This is a genomic window from Mycobacterium sp. NGS69 (assembly GCF_059812165.1).
Genome location: NZ_JCALCD010000001.1, coordinates 1 through 21404, shown reverse-complemented (window position 1 = coordinate 21404; position 21404 = coordinate 1). Strand labels below are relative to the sequence as shown.

Genomic DNA, 21404 nt, shown 5'->3' with positions numbered 1-21404 from the left:
TGGACTCGTCCGCGAGGTCCTATTCCCCTTCGATGACTGCCCAAGGGCTGGAGTAGCCCTCTACCCGATGGCGCTATCGGCCTAGGTAGAGATCGACCCACGTGCTGCCGTCGCCAGGAATGTCGTTCGGCGAACCTGGCTGACCGCCGGTCGGTATCGGCCGCCCATGCGCCGGGTCCGGGCAGAGATAAGGCGTTCCCTGACCGCACATCCCATTTCTCAGATGGGAGGGGTACATCTCCCAGTTGTCGTTATCGTTTTGCAGGCCAATCCAAATGAACACGATGTTGTAGGCGAAGTACCCGATGTTGGTCACGGCGGCGACGGCCAGGATCTGCAGGGCGGCCTTGGTCTTGCTGGATACATTGAGCCGCTCCACGCCCCGCTCGACCACCGACTGACCGCGATCATCGCGGTAGAACCGCAGCACCATCAACGGCGCCCAGCCAAGGGCGCCCCACACGATCGGTTCGTAAAGAGGGAACTGATGCGTCGTGCCCTTCAACAGCGTCAACCAGCCGACGGTGTCTGGATATGCAATGACGTGCAAACTGGTGAGGGCCACCTCGTTGAGATCCATGACTGCCATGAAGGCAATCGACCACGCAATAACGCCCAGCTTGCCTGTCTGTGGCCACCGCCTCATCACAAATTTGCGCAGGAACGCGCACCCGATCATGCACAGCGCAGCGCTCCAGATGAAGCCGACCCCGATGAGGATGGTGGGCTCGGGCATGAGGTTGCCACGCGGGGACACCCACCCGGGCATGTCGGTTGTCCACGAGCCAAAGTTCACCATCAACGACGAGTATGAGAACTGCGGCAGGATGTAGTTGAGGATCGGATCCCATTGGATTAGCAGCAGATAGGCGATGATAAGGATGGCGTCAAACGTCAAGCGCCTTTCGCGAATACACTGACGTCCTACGTAAACCAGGGTGCCGACGACCGTGATCACCGTGAACACCTGGAACGCAATGCAGAATCTAAGGTCCTTACCCAGGTCGGGGTTGTGGTCACCGATCGGTGTCGGCGTCGCGCGCCCCCCCAGGATCCAGCTCGCCGCGACATAGATGGCCAGGCCGACAAACGCCGCACCGACTGTCGCCCACACAATGATCGGGGGGATGGTGCGGACCTGCGGCGCCCTCTTCGTCTTGGCGGCAACAGACCACCCACGCGACGGTTCAACTTCGACCGCAGCCATGCAACGCCTCCTTGCGTTATCGCGCATAAACGTCCGAGAGTTAGAATCTACCATTTACTAGAAACTTATCAATAGCGCCGGTGAGCGCGCGTACCGTCGGCGCGGCGCCGAGTCTGTCTGTCGTCCTTGTCTCAGGCGAGCCAAAATCGAGTGCGCGAGAGCTGCTGCCCTAGGCGAGATTTGAGGTGCCTAATACGCGTTCAGGGTGGTCTTGTTCGAGAAGTACTGCTGCAGAGCACGATTGGCGTCTTCGTTGCTGCGCTAGCTCTAAAACTGACTGAGGTTGTTGACAGTCTGAGCTCCTGATGGAAGGAGCTGCATGGCTGACCGTGTTTGGAGTGAGAGGGATCTGATCAGACGGGCGAACCGGCGCCTGGCGGTAATACAGCACGCTGACGAGGTCAGCGGGAACGTGGCGGCTACTTGCCGCTATTACGGCATCAGCCGCAATGTCTTTTACCGGTGGAAGCGTCGGTACGAGGACGAAGGTCTCGATGGACTCAAGGATCGATCTAGTGCGCCGCTGTTGTGTCCGACGATCACTCATCCCGACGTTGTCGAGAAGATCATCCACTTGCGTCAGCACTACCACTTCGGGCCAATGAAGATCCGCATGTACCTCAAGCGCTACCACGACGTGGATATCAGCGCGTCTGGGGTGTGGCGAATCCTCAAGCGGCTCGGGATGAATCGACTGCCAGCCTCACAGCGCTATAAGCGCCACACCGGGCGGTGGAAGCGCTACGAGAAGCAGCGTCCAGGCCATTATGTGCAAATCGATGTCAAGTTCATCGAGCCGATCACCACCGGAGCGGGCCGCCGCAAGCGTTACTACCAATACACCGCAATCGACGACTGCACCCGGCTGCGCCTACTTCGCGCCTACCCCCGATCAGACCAGAAGACTGCGATCCAGTTCCTCGACTACGTCCTCTCACGACTGCCTTTCCAGGTCGAGAAGATCCAGACTGACAACGGCGCCGAATTCCAATCCAGCTTCCATTGGCACGTGCTTGACCAGGGCATCGGCCATATCTACATCCGCCCGGGCACACCCCGGCTGAATGGCAAGGTGGAGCGTTCACACCGCATCGACGCCGAGGAGTTCTACCGACTACTCGACGGTGTCGTCGAGGACGACGCCGGCCTGTTTAACCAAAAACTCAAAGAGTGGGAGGACTACTACAACTACCACCGACCCCACGGAGGGCTTGGAGGCCAAACCCCGTACGAAAGACTGCTACAAAAGACCAAGGCTCAGCCTGTCACCGGCCACCGTCAGTCACACAGCTAGCCGAGCGTGAGCAACTATCATGGCCGATGTCGCCGGCTTAGCGCCTCACGCGGCAACGCAGCAAGCCCGTCGACACCTTTAACCGCATGCGATGATGCCTCGTGACCGCAGATCAGCGATCTGGTTGTCGTCGATGCCGATCTCGCTCAGAATTGCGGCCGTGTGCTGACCCACGGTGCAGCCTCCGCTGGCCTTTGTCAACGACCGGGAGAACCGGTAAAGCGGTGCCAGCCGAAGATGTTTGTCGAAGATGGGACTGTCAGCTTCCACCGAGTACCCAGCATCGCGGCACGTGTCGCTTTGCAGGACGATGCCCGAATTGCGGTCGGCGACTTCGACGCATCCGACGTCCTGTGCGGTCAGCTCGTACTCCCACTCGAGTTTGGTCTTCGTCAGGAAGACCTGTTCCAAGACGCGTGCCAAGACATCGTCGTTGCGTGCCCGTGATGCGGTATCGACGAAGCGCTCGTCGCCCAGCAGGTCGACGTAGGCCTGCATAGCCTTCGCGAAAGGTTCCCATTCTCGCGCCAGGGGAGCGGCGAGAAACACCCAACCGTCGGCGGCGCGGTACAGCCGGTAGAGGGCCGTGAGGCCGAGGAACTCCGCGTCGGCTGTCGGCACCGGCGGCTGGTCGCGATAGCTGACGTTCGACCAGATGAGGGCGTTCTGAACCGTGCCCAGCATGGTGGTTTCGGTGTGGTGCATATCGATGCCGCGCCGCTTCGCGTAAAGGCACACGAGCAACGCGGAGGCGACACCCAGCGCGGCGATACCGTCGGCCTGCACCGCAGAAATCGTTCCGCCGGAGAACAGCGTGGCGGCCGTGCGGTGCAGGTCATCCAAGTCGGTCGGCGGGTGCATTGCGTCGCCGCTGTCGAGAACGGCCAGACCGGACGCCGCGGCGATGGACGGTGCGTACGCGGGTCGATGTCCGAATGGCCCATCGAGGCCGTAGCCGGAGGTGCTCAGGACTACCAAATCGGGGTTTATCGCCTTGAGCGTAGCTTCGTCGATCTTGGCTCGTTCAGCTGCTTGCCCGCGGAAGCACTGAACGACGATGTCGCAACGCTTTACCAGCTCGTATATCAGGCTGAGCCCCTCTGGTTTGGTGAAGTCGACCGCGCAGCTTTCCTTGCCTTGCAGCACCTTTGCACCACCAGCCTCCGGGAACGGAAGCATGTTTCGGATGTTGTCGCCGTCGAGCGGTTCGACTTTGATTACCCGCGCACCGAGGTCGGTGAGCAGCGTGGCGCCGTAGGGCCCGGCGAACATCGAACCGAATTCGAGGATCGTCGTCCCATGTAGAGGAAGTCCCGCAGCGACCTCACCGGCCGCAGGGAGGTTGGGCGGCTCCCGGCGCAACCCCCACACCGACGCATTGTGCTGTCCTACGCCCGGAGCTGGATGCAACGCCGTGAGTGGCTGGCCATCGGAGTGGATCAACGTCGACGGCTGGTGCACCGGGCCAAGCTCGGGGTCGTCCACAGTCACAGCTCGGCCTTGATGAAGAGTCTGGGGATGGTTCAGTGACTCGCTGGGTGTGCGGAAAATCTCGGCACTTAGATTTTCGTTTGCATCGAATGCCTGCTGCCATTCCGCGAGAGTGCGCGCCCTGACCCGCTCGATCATCAGGTCCCAGAATTCCGTGCGCAGTTCTTGCGTGGGTAGCGTGGGAAAACCCTCCCATTTTGGGTTCGCAAGTTCGGTCAACAAGTCGAGCTCTGTTAGCCAGGCATGCATCAATCGCGGCGATACCTGGGCGAACTGCAACCAGCGACCGTCTTTGGTGGGGGCCGCCAAGACCGAATACACCAGGGGGATCAGCGGGCGGCTCTGTTCGTCGTACACCGCGCCCGCTGGTTCGAAGGCGCCCGGATACCGGTCGAGCACTAATTCGTGGAACCAGTTCCAGGTATCGTTCGCCCCCACGCCCGTTACGAGATTGGATTCGACGACTTGACCGCGACCGCTCGAATCCCGCTCGATCAATGCTGCCAGGATTCCTTGCACGGCGGCGTGGGCCGCGCCCCAAGACGCATAGGGGGCCGAGACGTAGGCAGGCCCGCTTCGTGGGGTGACGCCACGCTTCTCGTGCATGATGCCGATCTTGGCCAGGACCAACGCTTCCCAGCCCTTGTAGTTTCGCCACGGGCCTTTCGACCCCCACCCGGTAATCGACGCGTGCACAAGTCTGGGGCAGCGCTGTGTCACCAATTCGGGCGTGAGTCCGAGGCGGCTCCCGTCCGCCGGCCGCGCGGTCGTCACGAGCACATCGGCGTTTTCTAGCAGCTGCCAGAGTCGTTGACGGTCGTCAGGTTCGTGGACATCGAGGGTGACCGAACGTCTGCCGCGTAGCAGCGCGGGCCATCCCGGGAGCTGTCGGAGGGAGCTGCCGTCGGGCGGTTCAACCAGGATCACGTTGGCGCCGCAATCGGCGAGGAACTGCGAGGTGTATGCGCCCGCCAGGGTGGTGGACATATCGACAACCAGCAAATCAGCGAGGGGCGGCCGGCCCGGTGCCGGAGTTACTGCTGCCATAAACGCTCCTCATGGGGAAAGACGCATGGTGTGACGTGTGTAACGCCAGGATGACACCCGAAACGGTTAAATGTCAAAACATTTGATGAACTGTCAAGACATTACTAGCGAGCCTCTCCGGCGCCCGAGGCAGCGCCATCGACCCAACCCAGATGCGCGGCGAGGGTGCGCACGTCGAAGACATCGCTGTCGGGGACCTGTTGGCGGACCGTCTTCGACTTATCTTGTGGTGCAACCACTATCGGGCACGAGGACGCCTGGCGACAATCTAATGGATCAGTGGCTGCTCGGTGAGTTCGGCGACGACCCGAACCGCTACACGGACGCCAAGTCTCGCAGAAACTACACCGGCACTTCACCATTGGACGTCGGGTGTGACCGGGAATCTCCATGTGTCAGTAGTGCTTGTCGTACAACCCTCCCGCCAGACGTGCCCGGATCGCCGGTGCCTCCAGTGGTTGGGCCGGGAGGAAGGCTCACGCCGCTTGTGTGAGCCGTTCGCTGCCGATGACGTCGGAGACGTCGAAATTCAAGGTAGGGGCATTGATGGTCCATTCGCCGGTTGTTCTCAGGGGGTGCTCAGCAGCGGGATCAGCGCCGCGGTATCGGCGACGCTGCGCAGCAGATCGTTCAGGTGCGTGCACGTCGACGTGCCGGCCAGCTCCTGGCGGACCCGGAAGTGCAGCTCGTCCAGCCTCATTCCGGTGATGCGAGTTGCGCTCGCAACGGCGCCTGGACATTCCTGCCAAGGCAGAACTCTGGGTATCGCCTGCGAGTGCAGTATGACCCCCGTGTCTGCATCTACCGATGCATCGAGCGTGTATTCGTGGATGATGGTCTCGGTGCTGTCGGCGCGGACATAGCTGTCGCGAAACATCGCACTGATCGACACCTTTGAACTATCCGAGCAGGGTTGAACGTCAAGTCGGCGCCGTCGTCGCATGCCGTGAACAGGCAGCGGGGCCATGGCGTGCCAGGCGAGTGGATCGGCCGGGTCCTCGAGCGCAGGGGCCGGCGGGCCGGTCACGACGGCGGGGTCACCGCCCTCGAACGAGGTCATCAGCAGACCGCCGGTGACGAAGCCGGCGCACCGGTCGGCGATCGGCAGATAACCTGACTTCGCTGCGACTCCGAGCACTCCCGACGCCGACAGCGCATGACCGGAGATGAGTGTGGCGACGGGGACATCATCGAGCAACGTATAGCGCAAGTCGCGGCGTCGCCGCAGATCGGGCGCGGCCTTGTCAACCGCAGCGCGAAAGCCGCTCATCGCCGGCGCCCCACTGAGATTCATGTTGGCAACGATCGGTTCGACCTCGAGGTGCTGAACGACCCGAGCGAAAGTCTCGACCGTCGCTTCCAGGCGGGCGTGGCCCACCTCCGTCGTGGTGCCGTCGCACGCCGTCTTGACGTCGCGTGCTCGGCCCGACAAGTAGACCGGATCTATGGAGCCGGTTTTGCGCGTCATATCGATGGAGCTGGTTCGCCGCACTGAGCCAGGCAGTAGTCGCGGCGTCCCTTGGGTCGGCTCGTGAATTCCATGCAACGGGTGCAGGCCGAAACGTGGCGTGCCTAAGTCGTCTCCGCTCATACTTGGGCTAGTTAGGCGATACTCACGCTCTTGGTCCACAGGAACTCGTCCAGCCCTTGCCGACCGCCTTCCTTGCCCATACCGCTGATGCCGATACCCCCGAAGGGTCGGTGCACCCCCAGGTTAATGGCGCCGTTGATCAGGACTTCTCCAGTCTCGAGCGCTTCAACGACACGGTGGGCGCGTTTGAGATTGTTCGTGAACAGGCACCCGGACAGCCCGTAGGGGGTGCTGTTCGCGATCTCGATGGCTTCGTCTTCGGTGTCGAACTGCATGATCGACAGCACCGGTCCGAAGACCTCTTTTTGCGCCAGTTCGGAATTGGGGTCGACGTCTGCGAACACCGTGGGCTGCAGGAAGTATCCGTCCGCGAGGTCACCGCCGATGCGCTCACCGCCCGTGATCAATCGTGCGCCGTCCTGTTTGGCGCGGTCGATCATGCCCACGATCCGCTCCAGTGCTGCTTCATTCACGACAGGACCGCTCAGGGTGTCCAGATCGAACGGGTCACCCACTTTGATCATCGACGCGATCGCCGAGACTCGCGCGATGACGTCGTCATAGAGCGGTCTTGCCACGATCATTCGGGTCGGAAGGGCGCAGCCCTGGCCGCTCATCAAGCCCACCGACATCATCGTTCCGTAGCCGCAGGCGAGGTCAAGATCAGCGTCCTCGAAGATGATGTTGCCGGATTTGCCGCCGAGCTCCATGACCGCCGGCTTGATCTGCTCGGCACAGGTCGAGAGGATCTTGCGCGCCGTATCCGGGCCGCCGGTAAAGGTGACTTTTTTGACGAGCGGATGGGCGACCAGCCTCGCCCCGGCTTCAGCGGATCCGGGAACCACGTTGATGACGCCGGCGGGAATACCGGCCTCTGCAGCGAGATCGGCGTACAGATTGGCGCTGAAAGGGGTGAGCTCGGACGGCTTGATCACCACGGTGTTGCCCGCGGCAAGTGCCGCAGGCACTTTCATCGCCAAGGAGATGAGGGGGCCGTTCCAGGTGATGATCACGCCGATCACCCCGTAAGGCTGACTGAGTGTATAGCTGAACTCACCGTGGGTTCGGAACGAGGACGCGATGTCACTGCTGATCTTGTCGGCCCAACCCGCGTAGTAACGCGTCCACTCGACCGACATCGCGACGAGCCCGCCCACCAACCCCGACGGCGTGCCGTTGTCAAAGGTACCGAGGCGGGTGAAGTCGTCGGTGTTTTGCTCGATCAGGTCTGCAAAGCGCATCAGAATACGCCTGCGCTCGGCCGGATTGGTCTGCCGCCAACCAAGAAACGCGCCGTGGGCGGCCTCGACAGCCTCGTCGATCTCGGCGGCGCCTGCCATGGGGATCTCGGCGTCGGGTGTCCCATCGCACGGGTTGATGTGTTGGTGGGTGCCTCCAGAGGCGGTATACCGTTTGTCGCCGCCGATCCTCAGCGAGACTTCCGGGCGCTGCATTGCAAGTGTCGACGTAATCATTGGCTCTCCCGTTGTGTGTTATCGAACCGCGAAGCCGGCGTCGAGGGGCCAAGCGGTGCCTGTGATGAATTTGGCCGCGTCGGAAACCAGCCATGCGACAGCTTCCGCGATGTCCTCCGGTTGCAGGATCTGTATCGGAAGGACGTTCTGCATGGCTGCCAGCGCCGCGTCGTTGCCTTCGAATAGCTTGGCCATCGTCTCGTTCATCACCATGCCGGTCGCCACCCCAGTTGGGTGGATGGTGTTGACCCGGATCGAATGCGGGCCAAGATGATTAGCCCACACCTGCATCAAACCTACGAGACCGCGTTTGGCGGCGGCGTAGGCCTGGCCACCGGCACGGTCGGTGCCGGTAGCCTTCAAACCAGCGCTCGAACTGGTGATCACGATCGACCCGCCGCGGCCGCCGTCGATCAGAGCGGGGATGGCCGCCTCGACGGTGTTCCACACACCGACCAAGTTCACGTCGATGATGTCCCGGAAGATCTCGCGTCGCTTCGAGCCTTCACTGAGTCGCACGATTCCGGCGTTGGCCACCACGATGTCCAGGCGGCCGAATTCGGCGACACCTTCGCGGACAACAGCGTTGACGGCGTCGGCGTCGCGAACGTCGGCTTGGCGGGCCACAATTCGTCGGCCACGATCCTCCACGAGCTTGACCGTCTCTTCGAGGTCGGCGGGGGTCGCGTTGGGATAGTCCATCGAGTCGATGTCGGCACATATGTCCAGGCCGACGATGTCGGTGCCTTCACTAGCCAGGCGGACGGCGTGCGCGCGACCTTGCCCTCGAGCTGCGCCGGTGATGAAAGCGACTCTGCCTTCGAGGTTTCCCATGAATTGTCTCTCCTGTCAGTCCGACGGGCTGCCGGTGTGGATGCGTGCCAATCTCAAACCCTCTTGGGAGTCGTCGACCTCGACGCTCCAGTTGCCGCACGAGCACCAGGCTCGGAAGTGTCCGTTCTCGGGCAGGATCGCCTGCCCGTCACAGTCACCGCCGGTGTTGGCGATACTGGCGAAAAATTCGAGCGGTTTCTCGTGCAGGGCGTTCTCGTCGTCAGCCATCACTGGCTCCGGTGTACGGCCGGAAAATTGGAAGCATCCAGCCATCGGCAATGGGCGAAAAGTCCACGCGCAGCGCCATTCCGATCGTCACGTCGGTCGGCGCGATGTCGACGACGTTGCTCACCAGTCGCGCACCCGGTGCGTCGGGCAGGTCGATGACCGCTGGTACCAACGTCAATTCGGGCATGCCGGGAATGCCGTGCACGACCGCGAAGCTGTAGACGGTCGCATCGCCACTCAGTTGAACCCAGTTGACGGACGTGGACTGGCATCCCGGGCAGAACGGTGTGGGTGGCAGCCGGAAGGTTCCGCAGTCGGCGCACTGCGGCGCGACAAGCCGCCCTGCTTTGGCTGCTTGCCAGAACGGTTCGGTGTGTTTGTTGACCGCGATCCGGACGTGCTCGCCGGGAAGGGTTGTCGCCAGCGTGGCGGGGGGCGCGCTCATGCGGCGCGCCCCAGGATCAGCCCGCTGACCGGCAGACTGGCCGGCCCCCCGGTGATCAACGCGAGTTCGGCGTCGGTCACCTGGTTGATGGCGGTGCCGCGCATCTGCTCGACTCCTTCCATGATCTGGGTCATGCCGACGATGTAGGCCTCCGATAGTTGACCGCCGTGCGGGTTGAGCGGGATCGAGCCGCCGTCATAGCGAATCGCCCCGCTCTCCACGAACTCGCCACCCTCACCCTTCTCGCAGAATCCGTAGTCCTCGAGTTGCATCAGCACCATCGGGGTGAAGTGGTCGTAGAGCAGCGCCACATCGATGTCGTCGGCGGTGATCCCGGCTTGGCGGTAGAGCCGCTCGGCGATCGGCTTGTTACCCGAGGAAGCGAAGTACTCGTCGGGCATACCCATCCACGCGAACGCGCGACCCCACTCCTTGACTCCACCATGGGCGGCGGCGACCACCGGGACCGGTGGCTGGCGCAGATCGCGGGCACGGTCGGCGCTCGTCGTGATCACCGCGACGGCACCGTCAGTCTCCTGACAGAAGTCGTAGAGGCACAACGGTTCTGCGATCATCCGCGCGTTGAAATAGTCGTCGAGCGTCAGTGGCTCCCGGTGAATCGCCTTGGGCCGGTTCAGCGCATTGGCCCGCGTCGAGATCGCGATCTCGGCGAAAGCCTCGCGCCGCGTGCCGTACAGATGCATATGCCGACGCGCCAACACCGACATCAGCTGACCCGGACCGAACAGCCCCGACGGCTGCAGGAACGAGTTGATCGCGTCGGGCTCCATCGCCGAGAACACCGCTCCCAGACGCTGTTTGGACTGCTGCAACGCCATCACAGTGACGACCACGGAAGCATCGCCGGCGACAATCGCCGCACGCGCCAGCCCGATCGCCCCGGCCGAACCACCGCCGCCCGAGGTCAGCGCCGCGGTGAACCGGACCTCCGGTATGCCGAGAGTTTCCACGAAATCGCCGGTGTCCATCTTCTCGGCGTACCCGGCACTGGCACCTGAGTAATAGGCGAAACCGTCGATGTCGCGCACCGACAATCCGGCGTCGGCGCACGCGGCGAGGATCGCCTCACCGGCGAGTTCGGTGACGGTCTTCGGCAACGACCCGCCCCGCTTGTAGTAGGGCGTCGCACCGATTCCGACGATGGCGACGTCACGCAGGCCGTCCGAATTGCCCACCAGCTCAGATGCTTTCGGCTGGTACGGGCGGGACGTCGGGGAACAGCTCGAAGAACGCGCCCTGGGTGATGCGCAGCCGTGTCTCGTCGCTGATCCCGTCGAACAGCGTCTTAAGCGTGTCCTGGGTGTGGCCGAACGTGCCCTCCATGTGCGGATAGTCGCTACCGAACATCACGTTGCGATATCCCATGTGGTCGAAGGCCGCCACCGCGGTCTCGTCGTGCTGGAACGACGCGTAAACCTGGCTGTAGAGGATCTCCTTCGGGCTGCGGCTCAGCTTGGGCCGCACCGCCATATGATGCTGGCGATACCCCTCCAGCAGCCGGTCACCCAAAAACGGAACCCACGTCGCGCCGCCCTCAGAGATCAACACCTTCAAGTTCGGATGCCGGTCCAGTGCACCGCAAGCCACCAGCTTCATGGTGGCCCGCTGCCCGGAGAACGTCGTCTCGGCGTAGTTCATGATGGCCCCACCCGGGCCGCGATATACCTGACCCGCGCCGCCGGTCACACTGTTGCCGGCCTCCACGGGCACCGGATCGGTGCCGATATGGAACGCGAGCACCATCCCGGCCTCCTCCGCAGCCGCCCACAAGGGCTCCCAGTCGTCGCGGTGCCAGTCCGGGGCACTCGGGTGCGGCGACGTCGGCAGGAACACCGCCTTGAACCCCTTGCCGGCCGCCCACTGCAGTTCCTCCACCGCATCGTTGACCACGAGCGTGGAGACCTGCGCGGTGACCACATAGCGCGGTGACACCGCACAGATCTCCGCAAGCGCCCACTCGTTGCTCGCGCGCATGCACGCCTTCAGTAGCTCCGGCGTCCGGAACGATGAGGCCCACATACCCAGCGACGGAAAGATCACCTCACCCCACACGCCCTCCTGATCCAAGTCGCCGAGCCGCGCCCGGGCATCTCGCACACCCTGGGGCCTCGAGGCCAACTCAACGAAGGCCACCATCGCCGACGACGGCAACTTCCGCCGAAAGATCTGACCGTCGACGTAAACCGTCTCGTACTCACCGTCGGGATCCTTCTCCGAACGCGGACACAACTCGGCCAACCGCTTCGGCAGCCGGGATTGCCACAGATCGTCGGGTTCCAGAAAGTGTGAATCACCAGAATTCGTCCAGATCTTGGTCATGCCTGCCTCCAACCGGGTACTGGCTTTGAAAAAGCATTTTTCACTAGGCTAGGAGGCTGGGTACCACATGTCAACGGCGATTCCACCGATCGATGGATTGAATCCCCAGCTCGGGCAAGTTAGTGTGCGACACAAGCCACATGCGTTGTGCAGAATGCGATGCAGGGTTGAAAAACGACATTTCAAAGGAGTCGCGTCAAATGCCCTCTCCCTCCGACGCCCTTGCCGCCCCCGAACCGACGACAACGCTGGCTGGCATCCGCGTCGTCGACCTGTCCACCACGCCGCCCGGCGCGTTCTGCACGCAGTTCCTGGCGGACCGCGGGGCAGAGGTTTTGACGCTCGAGGCGCCCCCGCGGTTTTCGTCGCGGGTCGGGCCGGGTCGGTCGGAGATCAGGGCGCCCGGCGGATGTCTGGCCGGGCAGACACTGCCTCGGTACTGCGGGAGTTCGGCTACGATGACGCGACCATCGCGAAATGGCAGGACGCCGGTGTAATCCATTGTGGCTGAGACTCGGACGATCAATCGCTCATCGGAGCGACAGCACATCATCGACGCTGCCTACCGGTGCTTGGATCGCGGTGGCGAGTCGCTGACTTCCATCACCGAGATACTCGATGAAGCCGGTCTCGGCACGCGGGCCTTCTACCGGAACTTCAGCACCAAACACGATCTTCTGTTGGAGATGTTTCGGAGGGATCGCAAGGCGGTGCAGGAGCAACTGCGCGAGGTAGTGGCGCGCGCGGAAACCCCGGTGGAGGCCCTGCGGTCGTGGATGACGCACATGTTCGAGCTGGTGTCGAATCCGCGCAAGCGCAAGAGGGTGGCGATTTTCTACTCCGAGGAACTGCGGCGCACTCCAGGTTATGCGCGCGAACTCGAAATCGGGATGGCGGCCGATCAGGCATCGATCGCCGCCATACTTCACCGAGGCAAAGCAGAAGGAATCTTCACCGCGTGCAGTCCGGAGGTGGATGCTCGGTCGATTCGGGCGGCTTTCGAGGCCGCACTTCTCGACCGGTTTCACCAGAAGTCGACGACAGACGTCACCGACGAGGTCGACTATCTGCTGGGTTTCGTGCTGCGCGGTCTGGGCGCCGCTTAGTCTTTCAGCAAGGAAGCGAGCTTTGTGCCGATCGTCTGAACATGTCTCAGCGCCCACTCTTTCGGCATCCCACCCAGCGACGCCCAGAAGAACACGGTCTCGGTAGTGTCGCTCGCCTGAGAGTTCGTTGTCGCTACGCACCAGCCTAAGCTAGAATCTACTGATATATAGAAAGTATGGTCACGACCGATCTCTCGATGCGTGTCTCGCGATACCGATCGCCCAGCGTTCACGCACGGTGCCAGCAAAGGACGGTGTCAGCACATGGGCTCGAGTGAATCATTGAGGGGCAAAGTCGCCGTCATCACCGGCGGCGCCAGCGGGATCGGTGTGGCTACGGCACGAAGTCTGGCGGATCGGGGTTGCAAGCTCGTGCTGGCCGACATCGAACAGGCGGCTTTGAACTCAGCTGCAGCGGAACTGCCTGCCGGCACCGAGGTGTTGCCAGTCCGTACTGACGTCTCCAAGCGTGCGGACGTCGAGAGCCTTGCAGCGCGCACAAGTCAGCACTTCGGCCCCGTCGACATCTTGTTCCTCAACGCCGGCGTGGGAGCCACGGGGCCGCTGGTCGACGCAACGCACGAGGACTGGGAGTGGATGATCGGCGTCAATCTCTGGGGTCCCATTCATGGTGTCGAGGTGTTTCTCCCATCGATCGTGCGGGCCGCCCGGAGTGCGCACATCATCTTCACGGCATCGTTCGCGGGCCTCGTCGCCAATGCAGGACTGGGTCCCTACTCGGTCACCAAGTACGGTGTTGTGGCGCTCGCCGAGACGCTGCATCGTGAACTGCGCGAATCGCTGGTAAAGGTCAGCGTGCTCTGCCCGATGAAGGTCGGGACGAACATCGAGCACTCGCATCGCAATCGCCCGGCTCACCTCGGCGGTCCGAATGCCGCCTCCGATGTTGACTTCGACGACCCTGGATTTGCGGGCCGCATCGTGTCGCCCCACGACGCCGCGAAGATCGTCGTCGACGCAATCGGTTCCAACGAGCTGTACTTGTTCACTCACCAGGAGTGCCGCGAGCCGATCGCGCGCCGATTCCGAAAGATCGACGCCGCGTTCGAGACGTCCCCGAGTCGAGCGTGATGGCCGACGGCACGCATGCGCGTTCTGCCCTCATCACCGGCGCCTCTCGCGGGATCGGATTGGCTATCGCACGGCGCCTGGCCGAGCGGAACATGGCGCTTACCATCACCGCTCGCAACGAAGAAGCCCTGGTGGCGGTGCGCGACGAACTCCGCGAATTAGGCGCGCCTGCAGTACTTTCCGTCGCCGCGGACATCGCTGATCCGGATGCCCCGGTCGGTCTGATCCGGCGGCACCGTGACGAATACGGCGACATGTCGGCATTGATACTCAATGCCGGCGTCGGTACGGCAGGGTTGATCGCCGACTACCCGCTGAAGCGACTCGACAAGACCATGGCGGTCAACTTCCGGAACCCCTTCGTCCTGATCCAGGAAGCCTTGCCGATGCTCCGCGCGGCGGTCGCTCGGCATTCGTCTGAGGGGGCCAAGATCATCGTGCTTTCCTCGATCACCGCCATCTACGCCGAGGCCCAACTGGCTGCGTACGGCGCCTCGAAGGCCGCGATTGCCTCGCTGGTGGACACGCTGAACGCCGAAGAGTCGGGCACCGGCATATCTGCTACCGCGATCGCGCCTGCCTACGTCGACACCGACATGTCGGAGTGGGTACGTGGCCGCATCGCGCCCGAGGAAATGATCCCGGCCGAAGACGTGGCGACCTTGGTCGAGTTCCTGCTGAGGATGTCGGCGCGCTCGGTCATCGGTCGGGTCGTGATAGCGCGGGCAGGCACCGACGGCTACGAGGCGTAACGCCCGAGAGGGCCGCCGCGTCGGACCCGTGGTGGCCCTCTCGGGCGTCCAGCTAGAGCGCGTCGACGTCGAAGGTGGCCAGCTTGGCGGCTGAGACGTCAGTGATCTCGTCCCACTTCGCCGCAACATCGTCGATGCTCGGCGCCGCCCCGGAGAAGGTCACGCCGTCGGTCTGGAACAACACGGCGCGCTGCACCTTGCCGCCGCCAACGATGAATACCGAAGCGCTGTCGGAGTTCTCCTCCGTCATCAGGTAGCCCACCACGGGCGCGACATACTCGGGCGTCAAGCGCTCGAAGATCTCCGGTGTCATGATGTCCTGCGTCATGCGCGTCGCGGCGATGGGCGCCACCGCGTTGGCCATGATGTCGTATTTTGCGCCCTCCTGCGCAAGCGTATTGATCAGTCCGACAAGTCCGAGTTTGGCCGCGCCGTAGTTGGCCTGGCCGAAGTTGCCGAACAGCCCGCTGGTCGAGGTGGCGACGACGACGCGGCCGAAGTGCTGCCCGCGAAAGTGCGGCCACGCGGCGCGGATGACGTTGTACCCGCCGTAGAGATGCACCTTCTGCACCGCGTCCCAGTTCTCGAACGTCATCTTGTGGAAAGTGCCGTCACGCAGAATGCCCGCGTTGCTGACGACGCCGTCGATCTTGCCGAATTCATCGAGCGCGGTCTTGATGATGTTTTCGGCACCCGCTGGCTCGGCCACGCTGTCGTAGTTGGCCACTGCGCGGCCGCCGGCGTCCAGGATCTCCTTGACCACATCGTCGGCCATGTTCTGCCCGGCGCCCGTGCCGTCGCGCGCCCCGCCGAGATCATTGACCACCACGCTGGCACCCTCTCGCGCAAGCGTCAATGCATACTCGCGTCCCAAGCCGCCCCCGGCTCCGGTGACGACGATGACCCGGTCCTGCACTCCTGACATGAATGTTCCTTCCTGCTGATGCCGAACGGCGGATTTGATGGTGGTTCACACTTCGACGACGGCCAGCGCATGGCACCGGCTGCGATAGAAAACGACTGGTTGTACATCGGCATGTCGAGTGATGTCGGTGATTTGCAATATGACGATGCTGTGATCCCCGGCTTCGACGACCTGGAAAAGGCCGGCCTCGATCCACACACTGCATCCGCCAAGGAAAACGGCGCCACTCGGAGAGGAGACGGCCGTGACGCCGGAAAAGCGGTTGCCGGTCTTCGCTGACAGCGACGGGACGGCGCCGCTGTGACCGTAGCTCAGCACGCTGATGCCAAGGTGGCCGCACGTGTGAAGGCGAGGCCAGGTCGACGAACTGTTCTGCACGCACACCGAAACCAAGGGTGGGGCAAGCGATACGGGCACAAACGTACTGAGAGCCATTCCGCACGGAGCGGAATCGACCATGGCGCCGACGAACACGATTCCCGTGGGATGACAGGCGAATACGTCTCGCAGCAGTGTGTGGTCGAACGACGGAGCAGTCACGGCAGCCTTCGGCAATATTCGGTACGGCAACAGAATCTAGCACAGGGTAGAATAGTGAGGCTGGCGTGTTCGGTCGTGATGGGTCGCTTACCGGGCTCCGGCAGCCGCTCGAATGCATGCGGCGGCAGTAGGCCGCGACCCACGGCCAAGGACCCTGAAGCGAGGCTGCTCGGCCGGGATCGACGGCAGCGTCGGATGCTTGTTGCGCTTGGTCTTCTCAAAATGCTACTTTCGACTAGATAGTAGAAAGTCGTCTGGCTGCTGCAGTTGGCCTTGCCTGAAGAGGAGGTTGCTCAATTGAGCGCCCCAGTGGTCCCGATCATCGATACCGATACACATCTGAGCGAACCGCCCGATCTGTGGACATCGCGGCTGCCCTCGAAGTGGAGCGAGCTTGCTCCCAAGGTGGTCTTCGACGAGCGTCGGGGGGAAGATATCTGGATCATCGGAGGGCGCCGACTGTCCGGGGTGTCCGGCTATGCGATGGCGGGGTGGCATGAGTATCCGCCCAAGCACCCGCCGTCCGCGGAGACGGCGGACCCCGCCGCGTTCGATGCCAAAGAGCGGGTGAAGCGGATGGACTCACTCAAGATCGCTGCCGAGATCCCATACCCCAACCTGCTGGCGTTTTCCATGGACGCCTTCATGGGTTACAACGAGCCCGAACTCGTCTTGGATTGCATCCGCGCCTACAACGACTTCCTGACCGAGTTCGCTTCCATTGCTCCGGAGCGGTTCGTTTGCCTTACGACGCTGCCCTTCTGGGACCTGGACGAGGCGGTCAAGGAGATGAACCGGTGCCACGACAATGGGCACCGCGGAATCAACTTCATAGCCAAGCCCTACAAGTTGGGCCTGCCGCGCCTGCGGGAAGACCACTGGGCCCCGATCCTGAAGGCGGCCGAGGAACGTCAGCTCTCCGTTAACTTCCATGTCGGATACCAGTCTCAGACCGAAGAGGACTGGGTTCGCATGATCAAGGACGTGCAGGGCCCGGCCGACTACGCGCAGGAGACCACGATGTCCTTGATGGGACTGTGCGAGAACGTGTCCGAGCTGTTGCTGTCCGGAGTGTGTCACAAATACCCCGGCCTGAACTTTGTCAATGTCGAAAGCGGCTTCGGGTGGATCCCCTATCTGGTCGAGAGTGCCGACTGGAACTGGAAGAACTCCGGTGCTGCGAAGGCTTATCCGGACCGCGAACTTCCCAGCCACTACTTCCGCAACCAGATCTACACCACTTACTGGTTCGAACGCGAAACCGTGCGCTACATGGGGGCGGCGTACGCCGACAACCTGATGTTCGAGACGGACTTCCCCCATCCGACGAGCCTGTCTCCCGGGCCGGCCTCGACCGCGATGTCTCCGCGGGAAGTGGTCGACGAGACGCTCAACGAATTACCCATGGACGCGTGCCGCAAGATCTTCTACGAAAATGCCGCCCGCCTGTATCACATCGACGTAGAAGCCTGTCTTCAGAATTAGCGACTTGCCTCGGTCTGGTCCGAAATGGGCCAGACCGAGGTTCCAAGGGAGTGATTAGGTGGCCGTCGCAACAAATCACGACATCGAGCCCGCCGCTCCGGGCGCCAAGGAGGTGTGTGACGCGCTATTCGCCTTCATCGACAGAGAAGTCGCGAAAATTCAGCAACCCATCGAGGCGGCTCTGCATGATCCGCGACTGTACTGGCGCGAGGACGGGCGCATCGCCGACGAGGTAGTTCAGGCCCGTAGGGCTGCACGGATGGCTTCGGCCGAGGCCGGCTTCTACACGATGTTCTGCCCTACCGAACTCGGCGGCGGCGGGCTGAGTGCCGAACTGTACTTCGAAGTATTCGAGGCTCTCTGTCACCGGTATGGCTCACCCCAGACGCAGCTGGCCTTCCAGGTCCTCGCACACGCGAGCACAGGTCCGACGGCGTTGTGGACCTACGCATCCGACGCTCTTAAGGCTGATCTGGTGCCCAAGCTCCTGCGCGGCGAGGTACAGGGATCATTTGCGATGTCGGAGCCCGACGCAGGCTCCGACGCCTGGATGATGACCACCACCGCTGTCCGTGACGGAGGCCACTGGGTGCTCAACGGCACCAAGCAATGGGCCTCGTGGGCGCCGACCGCTGACTTCTTGATCACGTTCGCCATCACCGACCGCGAGCGCTTTGCGGCGCGAAAGGGAGGGTTGACGGGCTTCTACGTGCCCACCGATGTTCCGGGATACGACCTGTACTCGATCGTCAAGGTGTTCGACGAAATCGGCGGCGAAGAAGCAATTCTCACCTTCAACGACGTCCGTATCCCGGATGAGTACAGGCTCGGTGAAGTTGGCGAGGGCTTCCGTGTCGCGATGGAGGGCTCTGGCCTGCTGAAGATGACGAAGCTCGCGCGGCTGATCGGTTTGGGCCGGTGGGCGAACGATAAGGCGGTCGACTATGCGAAGGTACGCAAGACATTCGGCAAGACCCTGAGTGAGCATCAGTCGATCCAAAACATGCTTGCCGACAACTGCATTGACATTTACACCTCGCGTTTGGCGTCGCTCGACGTGGCGCGCAAGCACGACGCCGGGGATCAGGCACGATTTGAGTCCGCGATGAGCCACGCGCTCGTCGCCGAGGCGATGTACCGCGTGTACGACCGGTCAATGCAGATCCTGGGCGGGATCGGCCTGAGCAACGAAGCGGCGATGATCCATGGCTGGCACACGACACGCGTGTCGAGAATCAGCGAGGGTCCGCCAGAAGTTCAGCGGCGCACCATCGCCAAGTATCTCCTGTCGGGCGCCTATAAGTTCTGACTCCCTGTCACGTCGAGTTGCCAGTGCTCTCGGGCACTGGCCTCACTCAAAGCAACTGTGACGCAATGGCGTTCGCAGAAACATCGAATCGGCGCGTCCTCAACGCAAAGCAAGAAGGGAACACATTCCATGGTCGACGCATACATCGTAGAGGCTGTTCGATCGCCCGTCGGTAAGCGCAACGGCGGGCTGGCCGACGTCCACCCCGCGGAGCTATCCGCCCAAGTACTCGCCGCGCTGGTGGACCGAGCCGGCGTCGATCCCGCCGTCGTCGACGACGTGATCTGGGGTTGTGTTGGCCAGATCGGCGAACAGTCCAGTGACATCGCACGCACCGCGGCGCTGACTGCCGGATGGCCGGACACGGTCACCGGCGTGACGGTCGATCGGCAATGCGGATCGAGTCAGCAGAGTTTGCACTTCGCCGCCGCCGGCGTGATCGCCGGGCAGTACGACGTCGTGGTCGCCGGGGGAGTGGAGTCGATGTCCCAGGTGACCATCGGTTCTGCGGCCGAATTCGGCGCCGGCCCTTTCCCCGAGCGGTTTCAAGCACGCTACGGAATCCCAAATCAAGGTGTGGGAGCGGAGCTGGTCGCCGAGCGTTGGGGACTGAGCCGAACACAACTCGACGAGTTCTCCGCCCAATCCCACCAGAAGGCCGCGGCCGCACAGGATTCGCACGTTTTCGATGACCAGATTGTGCCCATTCGACGCGCCGACGGTTCCGTCGTGACAGCCGATGAAGGTATTCGGCGCGGAACTTCGGTAGAAACGCTCGCTGGTCTCAAGCCGGCCTTCAAGGAGGACGGCGTCATTCACGCGGGCAACGCCTCACAAATCTCGGATGGCTCGGCGGCGCTGCTGATCATGTCGGGGGAGAAGGCCCGGGAGCTCGGCTGCACGCCGATCGCTCGCGTGCACACCGCCGTGCTCGCGGGCGCCGATCCGGTCCTGATGCTCACCGCACCTATTCCTGCCACCCAGAAGGCGCTGCGCAAGTCTGGACTTAACGTCGGCGACATCGGGGTGTTCGAGATCAACGAGGCGTTTGCACCGGTGCCGATGGCATGGCAGCTCGAGATCGGCGCGGACGAGAAGCTGTTGAACCCGAACGGCGGCGCGATCGCGCTCGGCCATCCCCTCGGGGGCTCAGGTGCCCGACTGCTGACGACCATGATCCATCACATGAGGGCGAACAACATCAGGTATGGGCTGCAATCGATGTGCGAAGGTGGCGGGCAGGCCAACGCGACCATCGTGGAGCTGGTGTGACAACGTCGGAGGCCGTGACCACGAATGCGGCACTCATCCGGAGGTCCGGACGGGTCCTCGTCATCACCATCAACAGACCCGACGCCCGCAATGCGGTGAACCAAGCGGTTAGTACGGCCGTCGGTGATGCGCTCGAGGCGGCGCAGCAGGATCCGACAGTCTGGGCGGTCGTGGTGACCGGTGCCGGTGACAAGTCGTTCTGCGCAGGGGCCGACCTCAAGGCGTTGTCGCGCGGCGAGAGCGTGTTGCATCCGGACCATCCAGAATGGGGGTTCGCCGGACTCGTCCATCACTTCATCGACAAGCCGGTCATCGCCGCCGTCAACGGGTCAGCGCTCGGCGGCGGCACAGAGCTGGCGCTTGCGAGCGACCTGGTCGTGGCGGAGGAGCGGGCCGTATTCGGCCTGCCGGAGGTGAAGCGCGGTTTGATTGCCGGTGCGGGTGGCGTCTTCCGTATCGTCGAGCAGCTGCCGCGCAAGGTCGCACTCGAACTGCTGTATACGGGCAACCCGATTTCGGCTGCCGAGGCGGCACGTTGGGGATTGGTGAACAGGGTCGTGCCCGACGGCACGGTGGTGGAGTATGCGCTGCAGCTCGCCGAGCAGATCGCCGTGAATGCACCGCTATCCGTACAGGCGAGCAAGCGCGTGGCCTACGGAGCCGATGACCGCATCATCGAAGCCGAGGAACCAAAGTGGGCGAGAGTCGCACGGGAGGGCGAGGCACTCCTTGCCAGCGAGGACGCGAAGGAGGGGCCGCGCGCGTTCGCCGAGAAGCGTGCACCCGTATGGGAAGCACGCTAAGCGATGAGGATCCGCGCTGATGTCGCGCATGTCATGGTGCGCGCGATCGACGTGGCCGGCATTGTCCTCGCCGATGTCTGCCGCTACACCGTTATGAGGGATCGGAAGTCTCCCGATCGGCAGGTCCGCGCCTTCTTCGCCGCGCTTCGGCACCGTGCTGTTTTAGAA

20 protein-coding genes are annotated in these 21404 nt (G+C 62.9%); 9 read left to right on the top strand and 11 right to left on the bottom strand.

Annotated features, from left to right (window positions below; translation table 11 throughout):
* Positions 1-73: 73 nt before the first annotated feature.
* Positions 74-1207: a spirocyclase AveC family protein gene (locus tag AC5Y2S_RS00100; RefSeq protein WP_499882152.1), complete on the bottom strand. Its 1134-nt coding sequence runs from the start codon at positions 1205-1207 to the stop codon at positions 74-76.
* A 319-nt stretch (positions 1208-1526) separates the two neighbouring features.
* Here AC5Y2S_RS00100 and AC5Y2S_RS00095 point away from each other — a divergent pair, with 319 nt between their 5' ends.
* On the top strand, positions 1527-2501 hold the full coding sequence (locus AC5Y2S_RS00095; protein WP_499882151.1) for an IS481 family transposase: 975 nt from the start codon (positions 1527-1529) through the stop codon (positions 2499-2501).
* Positions 2502-2579: 78 nt separating this feature from the next.
* Here AC5Y2S_RS00095 and AC5Y2S_RS00090 read toward each other — a convergent pair whose 3' ends face one another.
* The 8 genes from AC5Y2S_RS00090 to AC5Y2S_RS00055 form a co-directional block, all read right to left on the bottom strand.
* On the bottom strand, positions 2580-5039 hold the full coding sequence (locus tag AC5Y2S_RS00090) for a CaiB/BaiF CoA transferase family protein (RefSeq protein WP_499882150.1): 2460 nt from the start codon (positions 5037-5039) through the stop codon (positions 2580-2582).
* Between the two features lie 568 nt (positions 5040-5607).
* Positions 5608-6630, bottom strand: a complete 1023-nt coding sequence (locus AC5Y2S_RS00085) for a DUF2889 domain-containing protein (RefSeq protein ID WP_174813837.1) — start codon at positions 6628-6630, stop codon at positions 5608-5610.
* Positions 6631-6641: 11 nt separating this feature from the next.
* Complete coding sequence (locus AC5Y2S_RS00080; protein ID WP_499954274.1) at positions 6642-8102, bottom strand: aldehyde dehydrogenase family protein; 1461 nt, start codon at positions 8100-8102, stop codon at positions 6642-6644.
* 21 nt (positions 8103-8123) lie between these two features.
* Positions 8124-8939, bottom strand: coding sequence for a mycofactocin-coupled SDR family oxidoreductase (locus tag AC5Y2S_RS00075; protein ID WP_499882149.1), 816 nt, complete (start codon positions 8937-8939; stop codon positions 8124-8126).
* 15 nt (positions 8940-8954) lie between these two features.
* Entirely contained in the window at positions 8955-9167 is a 213-nt protein-coding gene (locus tag AC5Y2S_RS00070; RefSeq protein ID WP_499882148.1) for a hypothetical protein, read from the bottom strand.
* The gene (locus AC5Y2S_RS00065) at positions 9160-9612 is read right to left on the bottom strand and encodes a Zn-ribbon domain-containing OB-fold protein (protein WP_499882147.1); all 453 of its coding nucleotides are present in this window, start codon (positions 9610-9612) and stop codon (positions 9160-9162) included. Before AC5Y2S_RS00065 ends, AC5Y2S_RS00070 begins: the two co-directional genes overlap by 8 nt.
* Entirely contained in the window at positions 9609-10808 is a 1200-nt protein-coding gene (locus tag AC5Y2S_RS00060) for a thiolase C-terminal domain-containing protein (RefSeq protein WP_499882146.1), read from the bottom strand. The genes AC5Y2S_RS00065 and AC5Y2S_RS00060 overlap by 4 nt, the downstream gene beginning before the upstream one ends.
* Before the next feature lie 4 nt (positions 10809-10812).
* Positions 10813-11952 carry an amidohydrolase family protein gene (locus AC5Y2S_RS00055; protein WP_499882145.1) on the bottom strand — a complete coding sequence of 380 codons (1140 nt, stop codon included), beginning with the start codon at positions 11950-11952 and terminating at the stop codon, positions 10813-10815.
* Positions 11953-12152: 200 nt separating this feature from the next.
* Between AC5Y2S_RS00055 and AC5Y2S_RS00050 the strand changes: the two genes are divergently transcribed.
* The 4 genes from AC5Y2S_RS00050 to AC5Y2S_RS00035 all read left to right on the top strand — a co-directional run bounded on the left by AC5Y2S_RS00050 (position 12153) and on the right by AC5Y2S_RS00035 (position 14902).
* Positions 12153-12449: a CoA transferase gene (locus tag AC5Y2S_RS00050; protein ID WP_499882144.1), complete on the top strand. Its 297-nt coding sequence runs from the start codon at positions 12153-12155 to the stop codon at positions 12447-12449.
* 6 nt (positions 12450-12455) lie between these two features.
* Complete coding sequence (locus AC5Y2S_RS00045) at positions 12456-13058, top strand: TetR/AcrR family transcriptional regulator (protein WP_499882143.1); 603 nt, start codon at positions 12456-12458, stop codon at positions 13056-13058.
* 264 nt (positions 13059-13322) lie between these two features.
* A complete protein-coding gene (locus AC5Y2S_RS00040; RefSeq protein WP_499882142.1) occupies positions 13323-14150 on the top strand; it encodes an SDR family NAD(P)-dependent oxidoreductase in 828 nt (275 codons plus the stop codon).
* The gene (locus tag AC5Y2S_RS00035; protein WP_499882141.1) at positions 14150-14902 is read left to right on the top strand and encodes an SDR family oxidoreductase; all 753 of its coding nucleotides are present in this window, start codon (positions 14150-14152) and stop codon (positions 14900-14902) included. The genes AC5Y2S_RS00040 and AC5Y2S_RS00035 overlap by 1 nt, the downstream gene beginning before the upstream one ends.
* A gap of 52 nt (positions 14903-14954) precedes the next feature.
* Here the strand turns inward: AC5Y2S_RS00035 and AC5Y2S_RS00030 are convergent, their stop codons facing one another.
* Both AC5Y2S_RS00030 and AC5Y2S_RS00025 read right to left on the bottom strand, forming a co-directional pair.
* On the bottom strand, positions 14955-15827 hold the full coding sequence (locus AC5Y2S_RS00030) for an SDR family oxidoreductase (protein ID WP_499882140.1): 873 nt from the start codon (positions 15825-15827) through the stop codon (positions 14955-14957).
* A gap of 45 nt (positions 15828-15872) precedes the next feature.
* Positions 15873-16262 carry a flavin reductase family protein gene (locus AC5Y2S_RS00025; RefSeq protein WP_499882211.1) on the bottom strand — a complete coding sequence of 130 codons (390 nt, stop codon included), beginning with the start codon at positions 16260-16262 and terminating at the stop codon, positions 15873-15875.
* A 402-nt stretch (positions 16263-16664) separates the two neighbouring features.
* Here AC5Y2S_RS00025 and AC5Y2S_RS00020 point away from each other — a divergent pair, with 402 nt between their 5' ends.
* The 4 genes from AC5Y2S_RS00020 to AC5Y2S_RS00005 all read left to right on the top strand — a co-directional run bounded on the left by AC5Y2S_RS00020 (position 16665) and on the right by AC5Y2S_RS00005 (position 21236).
* Entirely contained in the window at positions 16665-17852 is a 1188-nt protein-coding gene (locus AC5Y2S_RS00020; RefSeq protein WP_499882139.1) for an amidohydrolase family protein, read from the top strand.
* Between the two features lie 58 nt (positions 17853-17910).
* Positions 17911-19161, top strand: a complete 1251-nt coding sequence (locus tag AC5Y2S_RS00015; RefSeq protein WP_499882138.1) for an acyl-CoA dehydrogenase family protein — start codon at positions 17911-17913, stop codon at positions 19159-19161.
* A gap of 129 nt (positions 19162-19290) precedes the next feature.
* The gene (locus tag AC5Y2S_RS00010; protein ID WP_068052715.1) at positions 19291-20433 is read left to right on the top strand and encodes a thiolase family protein; all 1143 of its coding nucleotides are present in this window, start codon (positions 19291-19293) and stop codon (positions 20431-20433) included.
* On the top strand, positions 20430-21236 hold the full coding sequence (locus AC5Y2S_RS00005) for a crotonase/enoyl-CoA hydratase family protein (protein WP_499953048.1): 807 nt from the start codon (positions 20430-20432) through the stop codon (positions 21234-21236). Before AC5Y2S_RS00010 ends, AC5Y2S_RS00005 begins: the two co-directional genes overlap by 4 nt.
* Positions 21237-21404: the final 168 nt, after the last annotated feature.

Bases quoted from the DNA above. Each gene is read 5' to 3' on its own strand.
- AC5Y2S_RS00100 (WP_499882152.1), bottom strand. From the start codon at position 1,207: ATGGCTGCGGTCGAAGTTGAACCGTCGCGTGGGTGGTCTGTTGCCGCC.
- AC5Y2S_RS00095 (WP_499882151.1), top strand. From the start codon at position 1,527: ATGGCTGACCGTGTTTGGAGTGAGAGGGATCTGATCAGACGGGCGAAC.
- AC5Y2S_RS00090 (WP_499882150.1), bottom strand. From the start codon at position 5,039: ATGGCAGCAGTAACTCCGGCACCGGGCCGGCCGCCCCTCGCTGATTTG.
- AC5Y2S_RS00085 (WP_174813837.1), bottom strand. From the start codon at position 6,630: ATGAGCGGAGACGACTTAGGCACGCCACGTTTCGGCCTGCACCCGTTG.
- AC5Y2S_RS00075 (WP_499882149.1), bottom strand. From the start codon at position 8,939: ATGGGAAACCTCGAAGGCAGAGTCGCTTTCATCACCGGCGCAGCTCGA.
- AC5Y2S_RS00070 (WP_499882148.1), bottom strand. From the start codon at position 9,167: ATGGCTGACGACGAGAACGCCCTGCACGAGAAACCGCTCGAATTTTTC.
- AC5Y2S_RS00065 (WP_499882147.1), bottom strand. From the start codon at position 9,612: ATGAGCGCGCCCCCCGCCACGCTGGCGACAACCCTTCCCGGCGAGCAC.
- AC5Y2S_RS00055 (WP_499882145.1), bottom strand. From the start codon at position 11,952: ATGACCAAGATCTGGACGAATTCTGGTGATTCACACTTTCTGGAACCC.
- AC5Y2S_RS00050 (WP_499882144.1), top strand. From the start codon at position 12,153: ATGCCCTCTCCCTCCGACGCCCTTGCCGCCCCCGAACCGACGACAACG.
- AC5Y2S_RS00040 (WP_499882142.1), top strand. From the start codon at position 13,323: ATGGGCTCGAGTGAATCATTGAGGGGCAAAGTCGCCGTCATCACCGGC.
- AC5Y2S_RS00035 (WP_499882141.1), top strand. From the start codon at position 14,150: ATGGCCGACGGCACGCATGCGCGTTCTGCCCTCATCACCGGCGCCTCT.
- AC5Y2S_RS00030 (WP_499882140.1), bottom strand. From the start codon at position 15,827: ATGTCAGGAGTGCAGGACCGGGTCATCGTCGTCACCGGAGCCGGGGGC.
- AC5Y2S_RS00025 (WP_499882211.1), bottom strand. From the start codon at position 16,262: ATGGCTCTCAGTACGTTTGTGCCCGTATCGCTTGCCCCACCCTTGGTT.
- AC5Y2S_RS00010 (WP_068052715.1), top strand. From the start codon at position 19,291: ATGGTCGACGCATACATCGTAGAGGCTGTTCGATCGCCCGTCGGTAAG.